The sequence below is a fragment of the Tundrisphaera lichenicola genome, assembly GCF_051175385.1.
In the GTDB taxonomy this organism is placed as follows: domain Bacteria; phylum Planctomycetota; class Planctomycetia; order Isosphaerales; family Isosphaeraceae; genus Tundrisphaera; species Tundrisphaera lichenicola.
The window spans coordinates 3,891,450-3,904,394 of record NZ_CP195106.1 but is presented as its reverse complement, the minus strand read 5'-3'; the positions used below and the strand labels follow the sequence as shown (position 1 = coordinate 3,904,394).

The 12,945-nt window shown below is 64.8% G+C and carries 9 protein-coding genes; 3 read left to right on the top strand and 6 right to left on the bottom strand.

The features are described 5' to 3' along the window. Positions 1-207 precede the first annotated feature (207 nt). From P12x_RS15620 to P12x_RS15605, 4 genes are all read right to left on the bottom strand, one after another. Positions 208-1,908 (bottom strand): ArnT family glycosyltransferase, encoded by a 1,701-nt coding sequence (locus tag P12x_RS15620; protein WP_435005229.1) that lies wholly within the window; start codon positions 1,906-1,908, stop codon positions 208-210. Further along, on the bottom strand, positions 1,905-3,251 hold the full coding sequence (locus P12x_RS15615; protein ID WP_435005228.1) for a hypothetical protein: 1,347 nt from the start codon (positions 3,249-3,251) through the stop codon (positions 1,905-1,907). Before P12x_RS15615 ends, P12x_RS15620 begins: the two co-directional genes overlap by 4 nt. 1 nt (position 3,252) lies before the next feature. Further along, positions 3,253-5,037: a M28 family peptidase gene (locus P12x_RS15610; RefSeq protein WP_435005227.1), complete on the bottom strand. Its 1,785-nt coding sequence runs from the start codon at positions 5,035-5,037 to the stop codon at positions 3,253-3,255. A 394-nt stretch (positions 5,038-5,431) separates the two neighbouring features. After that, positions 5,432-5,854, bottom strand: coding sequence for a hypothetical protein (locus P12x_RS15605; protein ID WP_435005226.1), 423 nt, complete (start codon positions 5,852-5,854; stop codon positions 5,432-5,434). Positions 5,855-6,052: 198 nt separating this feature from the next. Between P12x_RS15605 and P12x_RS15600 the strand changes: the two genes are divergently transcribed. Further along, entirely contained in the window at positions 6,053-7,396 is a 1,344-nt protein-coding gene (locus tag P12x_RS15600; RefSeq protein WP_435005225.1) for a sensor histidine kinase, read from the top strand. Continuing rightward, the gene (locus P12x_RS15595; RefSeq protein WP_435005224.1) at positions 7,393-8,781 is read left to right on the top strand and encodes a sigma-54-dependent transcriptional regulator; all 1,389 of its coding nucleotides are present in this window, start codon (positions 7,393-7,395) and stop codon (positions 8,779-8,781) included. The genes P12x_RS15600 and P12x_RS15595 overlap by 4 nt, the downstream gene beginning before the upstream one ends. Before the next feature lie 19 nt (positions 8,782-8,800). Here the strand turns inward: P12x_RS15595 and P12x_RS15590 are convergent, their stop codons facing one another. Together P12x_RS15590 and P12x_RS15585 are read right to left on the bottom strand one after the other, a co-directional pair. Then, positions 8,801-10,204, bottom strand: a complete 1,404-nt coding sequence (locus P12x_RS15590) for a hypothetical protein (RefSeq protein WP_435005223.1) — start codon at positions 10,202-10,204, stop codon at positions 8,801-8,803. A gap of 179 nt (positions 10,205-10,383) precedes the next feature. Next, positions 10,384-11,034 (bottom strand): hypothetical protein, encoded by a 651-nt coding sequence (locus P12x_RS15585; protein WP_435005222.1) that lies wholly within the window; start codon positions 11,032-11,034, stop codon positions 10,384-10,386. 1,091 nt (positions 11,035-12,125) lie between these two features. Here P12x_RS15585 and P12x_RS15580 point away from each other — a divergent pair. Next, positions 12,126-12,863, top strand: coding sequence for a DUF1801 domain-containing protein (locus tag P12x_RS15580; protein ID WP_435005221.1), 738 nt, complete (start codon positions 12,126-12,128; stop codon positions 12,861-12,863). The last annotated feature ends 82 nt before the right edge of the window (positions 12,864-12,945 follow it).

The following is a 12,945-nucleotide window of genomic DNA, read 5'->3' as shown; positions in this document are numbered from 1 at the left end:
GTACTGGCATACGCCTCGATTCTCGCACTCGTCATCGGGATGATCGTACTCTCCATGGGATACCTGATCACAATCGGGGCATTGAGCATCCCCCTGTTTCCAAACTGATCGGCCGATATCATCGAAGAACTTGCGGTAGGGTGCGTCGAGTCTTCGAAGACGTACCGCGAGAGCCCCATCGGTGCGTCTTCGAACACTCGACGCACCCTACATCGACCTGCGAAGGACCCACAGTCCCAACCCACCCGCTTGCGAGACATCTATTCCCCCGAGCGGAGAGCGGACGTAGCGGGCTTCCAGGAACTTCCGGAGTTCGGGGAAGGGTGGATAGGCCACGAAAGCCAGGGTTGGAGGGTCAGCTTCCAGGTCTTTCATGATCCGCTCAACCCGGGGACGGACCCGGGGGTCGTCCCGGTGTAGGCCTCGGGAATAATCTTCGAGGAGCGGGTCGGCGAAGAAGTGGCGGGTCGGGGAGTCGAGCCCCGAATAGATCAAGAGCGGGCTCTGCCAACCCCAGACGTAAAGCTTCGCGTCCGGGATTTCCGACGTCCTTCGGGCCAGGTCCCGGCCCATGTCGCGGAGGACCACCCACTGATAGCCCCCCTTGAAGCGACTGGTCAGGTCCTCGGGGGCCACCATCAGGTAGTCGCGAACCTGGAGCCGGGCGGTCCAGGCTCCCGCCGCCAGGAAAGCAAGGATTGCCGTCGTGCTGACGATCAACCTACCGAACCGGAAGGGTCGCCATGCAGTCCGAAATGCCTGGCCGGCATCGATGAACGCGACGGCCAGGCAGAGGGACAGGCCGGGGGTCGGCAGGAGATAATAGTGGGCCCAGAAGAGGCCCGGGGCCGCCACCTGGACCCAGGCGCAAATCGTCCAGGCGGCCAGGAGCCTCCGTCTCGCATCCCGCCGGATCAGGAGCCAGCCCACGGCGGGGATCGACGCGAGCCAGGTCGGCCAGCTCCCGGTCCCCCACCAGACCAGGTAGTCGGTCTTGCCGAACATCCAGTCGAACGGCCAGGGGAGCCGCCCCTGGGGGTCGGCGTTGCCGGTGATCCATCGGACCAGCTTCGAGGGGGCGTTAGGGTCGGGGACCTTCAAGGTCGCCAGGGCCGATCCGTAGGTCACGATGTCGTCATAGGCCGCCGATCCCGCCCCCTGGAGCCAGAGGACCAGGATCGCGACCGCCCAGACGATCGCGAAGCCCCCCGCCAGGGCGAGCAGGTCCTTGAGCTTCCGGGCCCATCGTCCGCCTTCGAGCGCCTCCCCGCGGTCGATCAGGAGGAGCGTCAAGGCGTAGATCGGCCCGTCGAGCGCGGCCACCTGCTTGACGAGGCTCGCTGCCCCGACCAGGGCTCCGGCCAGGATGATCCATCGGCGATCGGCCGGACCGGCGGCCCGGACCATCGCCGCTAGAGAACCCACCGTGAACAGGTTGAGGAAATGCTCCATGTTCGACCCATTCCCGTAGAGGTAAGGGTCGGTGCTCAGGACGGCATAGCCGAGCGCCGCGAGGCATCCGGCGACCGGCCCCCGGAGCCTCAGGCCGATCCACCAGACGAGGGCGATCGTGGCCAGGACGTAGGGCAGGGCCATCAGGCGGATCGTGGTCTCGTTCGCCCCTCCGATCGCGACGGCCAGGGCGTAGAGCCAGTAGCCCATCGGCGGCTTGTTCTCGGAGAGGTCGCGATAGAGGACCTTGCCGTGGACCAGCCCCCGGCCGATGTAGGCATAAGCCGCCTCGTCGCAGTCGAGCGGCTCGGCCTCGCCGGTCACGACCGGGTACGGGGCGAAGCCGAGGGCTCCGCGAATGGTCGGGCCGATCGTGTGGCAGCGCCACCAGAGGTCGAACCCGAGGATCAGGAGCAAGGCGATCCCAGCCCATTTCGGGATCCGAGGCGTCGTCATCGAGGGGTCCAGGGGGGTCGGAAGGGGACGAGTCGCTGGACCGCGTGCAACATCGGTTCGGCCTTCTCGCGCCGCTCGATCCGGGTCCAGGGGTCGCTCATCCCGGCGATCGAGTAGACGAACCCGATCCCCAGGAGCGGGAGGAACAGGACGACAGGCCACCAGCCTCGGAGACGTCCCAGGGCCACGACCCCGAAGACGTAGCAAACCGGCGTGATCGGCAGGAGGTGCCGGGTCCCGAACGACGAACCGGCGAAGTCGAGCCGGCGAACGCCCCAGGTATAGTAGAGGATCAGGATCAAGGCCGAGATCCCGACCAGCCAGGACGAAGGCCGAAGGGGGTCAGCCCGTCGAGCCGTCGACATCCCCAGGCCGACCAGCCCAAAGATCAGGGCCGGCGTGACCGTCAGCCATCCTTGCGGGCCGACGACCAGGTCGAGGGCCGAGAGAAACCGAGGCCCACGCTCCCGCCAGGTCCCCTCGGGGGTCAGCCAGTAGGAGCCGGGATAGTGAAAAGCTTCGGGATACATCTCGGCGGGCAGGGGGGTGCCCGTCACCAGGGATTGGAGCCAGCCGTGGAACAGCAGGGGGCCGACCGATCCCAGGAGGTACGCCCAGGGGACCGAGCGGGTCCGGATCGCCTGGATCACGAACAGCCCGGCCAGGAACAGGCCACCGGCCGGGAGATCGATCGTGGCCGCCAGGGCCGCGCAGAAACCCGCGAGGAACCGGGCCCGATGGCGGGCCCGGCCGGGCGGCTCCAGGACCGTCAGGGCGAAAGCCGCCGTGATCAAGGCCGCCCCGACGCTGTGATTATTGAAGGTCACGGCATACGTCAACAACTGCGAGCCGAACCCGAAGGCCAGCGTCAGGAGATCCGCCGCCCAGGGCGGAATCGGGACCACCTGCAAGAGTCGACGGATACTAACGAGGGTCCAGGCCGAGGCCAGGCCGACCACGCCCCAGGTGATCGCCAGGTTCGAAACCGCGAACTGATACCCCGGCCCGCTGAACCGGACCCCCAGCACATTCAGCAAGGCATAGATTGGCGAGGCGATCGCCGAGAGGACCGGCGGCTTGTCCGAGTAGAAATGCGTCCCGAACTTCACCACGTCGGGCGATCCGCTCCGGGCTAAAAGGGGGGAACGCTCGATCGCCAGTTCGCCCCGCTCGACGATCGCCTCGATGGTCATGTACCGCGAGAAGACGTTGCCGCTGTGCCTGGGCAGGACCGTCAGGGGGAGCAACGCCAGGGCATAGATCGCCGCGATGATCCGGGGACGCCAGACGCCCACGGGCCGGACGATCGGCCAGTTCCCCCAGGGCTCGTTCGAGGTCGCCACGTCAGCGTCCCGCCGCCTTGAGCGAGGCCTCGCGACGGGCCTTGAACTCGGTCCCCGGCTTCCACGTGGGATAAGTCTCCCCCTGGGCGACCCGGTAGCCCACATCAATCAGGAGCTGCATGTCCTGCACGGCTCCCGAGAGGTCCCAGTCGGGCTTCACCTGGTCGGTGACCTTGTGATAGTCGTTCTTGGTGTACTCGTCGCGCTTCTGGCGGCCGTAGTCGGCAGGCTGGCCGATGTAGTCGATCCCCGCCTTGGCGTTGAGCGCGGGGACGCCTTGCTTGGCGAACTCGAAATGGTCCGAGCGGTAGAACATCCCCTTCTCGGGCTCGGGATCGCCGACGATGGTCCGGTCCTGGACCTTCGCCGCCTCGGCCAGGAGATCGTCGAGGGTCGTATTCCCCAGGCCGACGCTGACGATGTCGCGGGTCTTCCCCCAGAGATTGATCACGTCCATGTTGATATCGGCCAGCGTATCGGCCAGGGGATACAGGGGATGCTCGGCGTAGAATCGTGCCCCGAGCAGGCCCTTCTCCTCGGCCGTGACGGCGAGGAACAGGATCGACCGCCTGGGTGGGGTGTCCAGCAGGGTGAACCCTCGGGCGATTTCCAGGAGGGCGGCGGTCCCCGAGGCGTTGTCGGCCGCGCCGTTGAAGATCTGATCCCCATCGAGCGACGAATCCTTGCCGAGGTGGTCCCAGTGCGCTGTGTAGACCACATGCTCGGCCTGGAGCTTGGGGTCGGAGCCCAATAATCGGGCGACGACGTTCTTCGAGTCGACCCGCCGGAGCTGGTTCTTCACCGAGAAGTCGGCCTGGGCCCCCAGCGGGACGGGCTGGAAATCCTTCCGGGCGGCGGCGGCCTTGAGCTTGTCGAAGTCCTGGCCGGCGGCCTCGAAGATCTTCCGGGCGGTGTCCAGGGCCAGCCACCCTTCGACGGTGACACGCTTGGAGTTGCCGTCGGGCGTGAAGAGGTCGAAGTTCTCCCGGCCCCAGCTCCCGGTGACGACCTCATAGGGATACCCCGCCGGGCCGGTCTCGTGGACGATCAGGCAGGCCGCGGCCCCTTTCTCGGAGGCGATCTCATACTTGTAGGTCCACCGGCCGTAATAGGTCATCGCCTTCCCCTGGAAGAGGGAAGGGTCGAGCTTCGAGGGATCGGCCGGGTCGGGGACGGCCGGGTCGTTGATCAGCATCACGACCGTCTTCCCCTTCACGTCCAGCCCCTTGTAGTCGTCCCAGCCGTACTCGGGCGCGACCACGCCGTAGCCGACGAAGACGACTTCCGAGTCGTCCATCATCAGGGTGCTGGTGAGGGGGGCAGAAACCTGGCGGAAGTCGGCGACGCCCTTCGGTTGGGCCTTGGCCTGCGCTTTCCCGACCCGGACCAGCTCGTCCATCGCGTGGGCGTACTTCCGGCTCACGGCGACCCAGTCGCTGGAGGTCTTCAGGTCGATCGTCTTTTCCTTGAATCGGATCGCTCCCGAGGTCGCCAGCGCCTGGAAACCGATCAGGGGGACGTCCTGGGTGAAGGACCCGTCCGGATTCCCCGGCTTCAGGCCGATCGCCTTGAACTGGTCGGTCAGATAGGCCACCGTCTTGTCTTCGCCGGGAGTCCCCGGCCCCCGCCCCTCGAAATCGTCGGAGGCGAGGACCTTGATGTGCTCGAGGACCCTCTCGCCCCTCAGGTGTCCGAGGGCCCCGGCCAGGTCATCGGCCCGGGCGAAGGTGCAGAGGGAGACCAGGGCCGCCACGATCCAGATCGCCAATCCCGGGTCGTTTCGCATCAGTATCCTCGCCAGTGATCCCGGGCTATCGGTGGTATCCCGGGACGATTTCACGGAGATCGCTCGTTAACGAATCTCCCTCACCCCAACCCTCTCCCGGGGGGAGAGGGAGCCAGAATATCCCTCTACCCCCGGGAGAGGGTGGCCGAAGGCCGGGTGAGGGTCTGGCCATGATCCTGGGACACCACCAGGCCGTCGCCCCTTCGGATTTTCCATGATACGGCAATGATCGCCGATCGGCGACAGGATTCGAGGGTCGGTCGGGGACCAGATTTCTGGTGGCCTCGCCCGATTCCTGGCATCTCCCCTGATCCGTCGACGACAACGGCCCGCCGACCATTTCTGGTCGGCGGGCCGTCGAAAATCAGGTGGGTCGGGAGACTCCGGCGATGCCTCAGTAAGGGAAGCCGCCGATCCTCAGGCTGAAGCCCGAGAGCGGAGCCCCGTAGCCATAAGGGGAACCGTAAGGGACGCCCGAGTTGTAGAAGCCGCCGAAGCCCCGGTTATAAATCCCGGAACCGTAACCAGATCCGTAGCCATAGCCTCGGGGGGCGAAGCCACCGTAACCCCGGTTGTAGACACGAGGTCCGTAACCGTAGCCTCGGGGGGCGAAGCCGCCGTAACCCCGGTTATAGGAATGGTATCCGCCGTAACCCCGGCTGTAGGATTGGTGTCCGCCATATCCGCGACCGTGATGTCCGCCCCGAGGGCCGCCGGCGGAAGCGTTCGAGGCGAACGCCGGGAAAATCGCCAGGGCAAGGCCGAGGGCGGCCATCCGGAGAATCGAGGTCTTGCGGTTCCTGTTCAAGAAGTTCATCGGAAGTTCCTTTCATCTGGCCGGGCTCGCGAACGGCCGTCCGGCGATCACCGAGAGGGACGGATAGGTCGATCAAGCGGCCTCTGATGGTCTACAAGAGCAATGATCGTGCCGAAGGCGTCCATTCCGGATATGATAGCGGGGGCGGAATCAGGGACCGTCCCCTCGGATCAACGCCCGGACCGTGTCGGAGGTCGAATGCATTCGGGGGAGACCGATCGTCTGGACTGGGAGCTGGCCACCGAGTCGATCGTGGTCAAGATCCGCTGGTTCGGCATCTTGATGGGCGTGATCCTGATCGAGGCGAGGTCGGGGCTGCACAACCCCTCGGCGGTCCGGACCTTCCTCATGCTGGGGGCCGGTTACGCGGCGCTCGACACCGTCTATTACCGGCTGGGGGCCGTCTTCCTCCGGAGGTTCCCGCTGGGCGTCTCGCTGATGGAGTCGGTGTTCATCACGCTCCTGTGCTTCAACGACACCCAGCTCCAGAGCCCGTTCCGCTGGTACTACCTGCTCTCGATCATCTGCTGCGCGATCCGCTACCCTCGACTCTTCGCCTGGACGACCTGCGGGCTGCACTGCCTGAGCTTCGCCCTGCTGGCCTGGAGCCTGGGCGTCGACCGGCCGGGGATGGCCTCGGTGATCGAGACGGTGGTGATCCTCGCCTGCGTGGCCTGGGCCAGTTCCTCGCTGGCCTCGGTGCTGAACGCGACCGGGGCGCGGCTGGAAGGCCTGAATCGCGAGCTGGTCCGACACCGGGCCGATCTCGAAGTCCGCGTGGCCGAGCGGACCGCGGCGCTCCGGGCCTCGCAGGCCCGCGTGATCCAGCAGGAGAAGATGGCCGCCTTCGGGCTCCTGGCCGCCGGGATCGCCCACGAGGTCGGCAACCCCCTGGCCGGGATCAGCTCCCTGATCCAGATCATCCGCCGGCACCACCCCGACCGCTACACCGACACCAAGCTCGAGCTCGTCGAGTCGCAGCTCGCCCGGATCCAGCGGATCATCCGCGACCTGATCGACTTCTCCCGGCCCGCCTCGACCGTCCGGGGCCGGGTCCGACCGCTCGAAGTCGTCGAGGAGGCCCTTGGGATCGCCAAGTATTATCAGCGGACCAAGGAACGCGCCATCACCACCAACGTCCCCCCCGGCCTCGCCCCGGTCCGGGGGGTCCGCGACCACCTCACGCAGGTGATCCTGAACCTGGTCCTCAACGCCATCGACGCCACCGGCCGGGGCGGGAGGATCCACCTCGAAGGCCGAGAAGAGGCCGGGGCGATCATCCTGAGCGTCGAGGACGACGGCCGGGGGATCTCCCTCGACGACCGATCGCGACTGTTTCAACCCTACTTCACCACCAAGCCCAGCGGGACCGGCCTGGGCCTCTTCGTCAGCCGCCAGATCGTCGAGGAGATGGGCGGACAGCTCACCTTCCGCTCCGAGCCGGGGCAGGGGGCCACCTTCCTGATCCACCTCCCCGCCGATCGACCCGAGCCGACCGCCCGACCCGCCCGGCCCGCGCTCGCCGAGGAGGTGGCCGGATGACCCGAGCCTCGATCTCCCGAGGGACCACCCCGACCGGAGGGGCCCGGAACCATCGAGGGCGAGTCCTGATCGTCGACGACGAGGAGGTCATCGCCTCCACCCTCCAGGAGTTCCTCCAGGGGGAAGGCTTCGAGGTCGCCATCGCCTCCGACGCCTCCTCAGCGCTCGCCTCGATCGAGCGGTTCGAGCCCGACCTGGCCCTCTGCGATGTCCAGCTCCCCGGGATGGACGGCCTGGATCTCCTCGAAAAGCTGCTCCGGCTCCGGCCCGAGCTGCTGGTGATGATCATCACCGCCTATGCGACCGTCGAGAGTGCCGTGGCCGCCTTCCGCCGGGGGGCCCACGACTACCTGATGAAGCCGGTGATCTTCGACGAGCTGCTGACCAAGCTCGACCGCCTGATCCGGTTCCGCCACCTGACGATCGAGAATCAGGCGTTGAGGCGGCAGATCCACGCGCCGGTGGATATCGAGACGCTGGTCGGCGAGAGCCCGCCGATGATCCGGGTGAAGACCCTGATCCGCAAGCTCGGGCCGACCCGGAGCAACGTCCTGATCACCGGCGAGAGCGGGACCGGCAAGGAGCTGGTGGCTCGGGCCCTGCACACCCAGGGGCTGGAGCCCAACTCGCCATTCCTGGCGATCAACTGCGCCGCGATCCCCAACGAACTCCTGGAAAACCAGCTTTTCGGCCACGTCCGGGGGTCGTTCACCGGGGCCGACCGCGATCGAGAGGGATTGTTCGCCGCCGCCGGCCGGGGGACGGTCTTCCTCGACGAGATCGGCGAGCTGCCCATCACGACCCAGGCCAAGCTCCTCCGGGCGATCGAGACCAAGGAGGTCCTGCCGGTCGGGGCCACCCGCCCCGAGTCGATCGCGGCGAGGATCGTCGCGGCCACCAACAAGGACCTCAACGCAGAGATCGCCGCCGGCCGCTATCGGGCCGACCTCTTCTATCGCCTGAATGTCGTCGCGATCCACCTCCCCCCGCTCCGCGAACGCAGGGAGGACATCCCCGACCTGATCAAGGTCCTGCTCGACCGCCACGCCCGGGGGCAGGGGAAGCGGGTCGACGGGGTCGACAACGAGACCGTCCGGAGGCTCTCCGCCGCCCCCTGGAAGGGGAACGTCCGAGAGCTGGACAACGCGCTGGAACGGGCCGTGATCCTGGGAGAAGGCCCGACCCTGACCACCGCCGACTTCCCCGCCGACCTCGTCGCCGGGACCACCCCCGAGGACGCCGGGGACGACCTCCGGGCCGCCCTCGACCACTTCGAACGCCAGCACATCCGGAGGGTCCTCGAAGCCGCCGGGGGAGACAAGAAGGAAGCCGCCCGACGCCTCGGCCTGGGCCTCTCCTCGCTCTACCGGAAGCTCGAAGAGTGACCGAGCGATCAACGCCCGGTCAGTCCTTCACCCTCCTCGCGGTGAACGTGACGCTCCGCTCGTCGCCGACCTTCAGGCCCTTGCCCGCGTCCCAGAGGATCGTCTCGCCCGGCACGACGACCTTCGAGAAGTCGGTCTCCTCCACCTTCACATCGGTCACCTGGTACGGCAGGAGGTAGCAGAAGATCCGCCACCCGTCGTACTTCTCGGACGTCCTCTTGTTCCCCTCGCCGACGAAGTTCACCTTCACCTTGTAGGTCATCCGGACGATGTCCTCGTCCCCGGACTCCCGGACGTCCAGGGTCTCCGCGAGGGCAGGCTCGCGGGCCTTCTCCACCCGCGCCTCCAGGGCCGGGTCGCCGTAGAGGACGAAGATCCCATCGGTAAACTCGGTCCCTTCCCGATCTCGGCCGGTCACGACGTCCTCGGCGAGCAGGTAGTTCGACCACTGACGGAGGAGGAACAGCGACTCGGAGAACGTCCACCGACCTTCCTGCTTCAGGAACCAGTCGGCCATGTTCCAGTTCAGCTCGTACCAGGTGGACTGGACCGCGCCGATGTACTGCCTGGCCCCGTTATTCATCCAGGCCAGGGCATACGAGTTCTTGAAACTGTCCCGGCCGGTGTTCACCACCCCCGTCAGGCAGTTGCCGACCGCCCAGTAGACCTTGGGCCTCGACGCGGTCAGCGGCAGGTCCACGCCCGGCGCGGTCATGGTCAGTCGACCGTCCTTGGCGGTCAGATAACCGCTCCCCCTGGGGTACATGAGCATCCAGTTGTGATGCCCACCGTGTCCGGACCCGATGATCAGGTCGAACTTGTCCCCGGACAGGAGTTCCTGGACGTACCGGGCGTCTTCCGCGTCGCTGGTCGGCCCGCCGGACTTCGTCGCAAAGTCCTCGCTCGCCTTCTTCACGCCCAGCTCGCCGCGGTCGCGCGTCCACTCGGTCACGTAGTCGCCTTCCGGGAGCCAGTTCAGCCACGCGCCGAGGGTCTTGGTGAACGCCCGCCGGATCACCACCGGCTCCGCCTCGGCGAGTCTCAGCGCGTGTTCCTCATCGAATCCGGTGAGGATGCCCCAGATCGCGTCGACATAGGGATCGTCGTCGAGCGTCCGGCAGAATTTGTTGGCCACCAGCGCGAAGTCCGGGAAATTCTCCGTCGGCTCGCAGACGAAGCAGACATAGCGGGGGTGATACGCCCCGACCTCCCGCCGCACTTCCTCGGGGGACTGGTCGTAGGCGAAGATTGTCCCCTCGTGCTTCGCTTCGAGGGCCCGGACGACCTTGCCCCACGAGCCGGCTGCAACATCCTTCTTGACCACGATCGCGTAACGCCCCGCCGGCTCGACGGCCTCGGCCCCCCCCTGCAACGCGACCAGACCGAGCACCGCTACAAGCCCAGCGACGGACATCCGAGTCATGGCACCCCTCCCCAGGAATCAAACGGTCCCGATCGGCTGATCGTACCCGCTCGTTCGGGTAGGGTCACGGAATAATCGCAAATCGGACGTCGCGGCCACGGAGGGAAAATTGCCCTCGAATCCAGATATCTTGCGTCCGGGTGACTGGTGCCGGCGAGTCACCGAGTAGCCGCCCAGAGTCAAGGCGCTCGATACAACCGGATATATCCTTCCAGTTCCGCCTGGAATCCAGTCGTTGGATTGATATTTACACCGCGAAATCGGCAATAGAAGTTAGGCCCGAGCACTACCCCTTCCGCCGTCCATTTTCGGTCCCCCCCGTCGGACTTGATCATTTCAACGGTCTCCCATTCTAATCCGATCCCGTTGAAGACGCCCTGCACGCTCGCGGTGGCCACGTTATGAAAATACGCCTCCGCCCAGAATTTGTCGCCTTCGACTTTGATGACCCTCAGTGAAAATGGAACACTCGCTTGAGTCAGTCCCGCATGGTTGCTGAGGACATCCGCGAAGCGCTCGCCCTTCCAGAGGCTCCCCTCAACAAAGCCGGGCACTCCTCCCGCCTCCCGATCGAGTGCTTTCTGGGCGATCACAAGAGGACGAGCCTCGTCCAATCGATTGGCATCGGTCAGGGCCTTGATCAGCTCTTCATAAGCCATGATCAGGGGACGGCGGGTCTTTTGGAGAAAAAGCTGATACTCGATCAAGGTCTCGATTAAAAGTTTCGACTTGGGCATCTGAGCCCGAGCATCGAAATTATCGCGGTCGGATTTGAGTTCGAGTAGAAAAGTGTTACGTTCGCCCGCCTGGAGCCACTCCGCCTCCTTCACCTGCCTCGTGGCCCGGTCGATCGCATCGAGGAACGTGGTGCCCGCCCTGGCCCGGGCACTCTCATAACTGTGCTTCTTCTCATTCAGTAGATTCTCGAGGCGCGAGATCCTGGGATCTCGGTTAGGTCTGTTGACATCTCCAGCCTTGGGGGCCGGCAGTTCGGGAACCACCTCAGGCTCAGCAGGTTCGACTTCCGCCGGAGGGCCGAAGCCAGGATCCGTCAAAGCCTCGACATCCGGAGCGGTCGGATCCGGAGCTGGACCCGGTCGAGGATCGGGCCGGGACCCGGGATCTCCCGGGCGAATTACGGGAGATGGTGAGGGCTCGACGACGACGGGTGGATTCCGGGCTGTCCGTTCGTGGATCTGATCCCGGAGTTGGATCAAGAAGTGTGGTGTCGGGATCATGCCGGCCAAGATCAAACCGAGGGCTGCAATCGACAGGTGCAAGCAACAGAACAAGGCCCGAATCAACCACTTGTTCACACGAAATGGTCGCTTCTTGCTTCGCCTCGATGAGGTTGCCAGTGGTTCCGAGATTTGATTGACGAAATCAAACTCCTCGGCCAGATTTTCTTCATTCAGGTCCATTGATTTAACCCCCTTGGTAGAAATCGACCGCATCGTCATCAAGAGATAACGACCGAGCCTGTTTCGAACTTCCCGCTTCGGGACACAAACCATCTACGAACAGAGGCTTCGGAATTTTGATAGTGTCCCAGGATCATTGAACGGGGGTCGCTTGTGAATGGATCACCCTCACCCCAACCTCCACAGGGGGGGGGCGGGTGCCAGATCATTCGCACTCCCTCTTATCAAATAAAAAAATCATATTATTGAACATTAATTATTTGTACGCCGACGGAATTGTGAACATGGACAGTCCATGTCGTTCGACAACGCGATTCGATAAGATCGGCCCGGAATTATCCGGCCTCAAACTCCAGAAGTCCTCGCGGCCGAATTCCCGAGATCGTCCGGCCTCGCCCCCGCATCAGTGCGGCATTTAATCGCCCGCACGGGGTCTCCGGGCTCGGTCGGTACGCGGATTGACCACCTCTCGCGGACTTTCAACACGACGAGCTTTTTCCATGGATGAAATCGGCGAAACAATCGCGAATCCCGAGGTCGACGAATACATTCGAACCCACGAAAAGTGGCGAGAAGAATTGCAAAAACTGAGGTCGATCGTCCTCGGCTGCCCGTTGGTCGAGGAAGTGAAGTGGCGAGCCCCTTGCTACACGCACGAAGGGGGCAACATCGCCATCCTGGGAGCATTCAAGGACTATTGCGCGCTGACCTTCATGAAAGGGGTCTTGTTGAAGGATCCCGATGGGATCCTGGACAAGCCCGGGGAGAATACGCGGACGGCTCGCCTGATCCGATTCACCTCGGTTCGCGAAATCGTCGCGGTCGAACCCGCCTTGATCGCCTATCTGCTCGAAGCCATCGCAGTGGAGAAAGCCGGACTGAAGTCGAACACCAGGGAAAATGCCGAGTACAGCCTTCCCGAGGAACTTCGCAAGAAATTGGATGAATCGCCCGCCTTGAAGGCCGCGTTTGCCGCCCTGACCCCGGGTCGACAGCGAGCCTACGCCCTCTTCTTTTCCGCGGCCAAACAATCCAAGACCCGGGAATCGCGGGTTGAACAGTACACCCGACAGATTCTCGAGGGAAAAGGCTTGAACGATTGTACTTGCGGACTTACACGGAGGCCGCCCGCTTGCGATGGATCGCACAAGGACGACCCATCGAGGAGGACCAAAGATACAACCGGCGAAAGAAGACCGGTGACCGGATCCGAAGGCAGCGACGGCGTACCGGCGTAGTTGTCCCCTGGATTTTGAGGTGGCGACATGGCTGGTTCCGCCGGCCTCCCACCAGGATCGTTCGATCCCAGCTCGGAGATAC

Coding starts and splice junctions, on each gene's coding strand:
- P12x_RS15620 (WP_435005229.1), bottom strand. CDS start 1,908: ATGACGACGCCTCGGATCCCGAAATGGGCTGGGATCGCCTTGCTCCTG.
- P12x_RS15610 (WP_435005227.1), bottom strand. CDS start 5,037: ATGCGAAACGACCCGGGATTGGCGATCTGGATCGTGGCGGCCCTGGTC.
- P12x_RS15605 (WP_435005226.1), bottom strand. CDS start 5,854: ATGAACTTCTTGAACAGGAACCGCAAGACCTCGATTCTCCGGATGGCC.
- P12x_RS15600 (WP_435005225.1), top strand. CDS start 6,053: ATGCATTCGGGGGAGACCGATCGTCTGGACTGGGAGCTGGCCACCGAG.
- P12x_RS15595 (WP_435005224.1), top strand. CDS start 7,393: ATGACCCGAGCCTCGATCTCCCGAGGGACCACCCCGACCGGAGGGGCC.
- P12x_RS15590 (WP_435005223.1), bottom strand. CDS start 10,204: ATGACTCGGATGTCCGTCGCTGGGCTTGTAGCGGTGCTCGGTCTGGTC.
- P12x_RS15580 (WP_435005221.1), top strand. CDS start 12,126: ATGGATGAAATCGGCGAAACAATCGCGAATCCCGAGGTCGACGAATAC.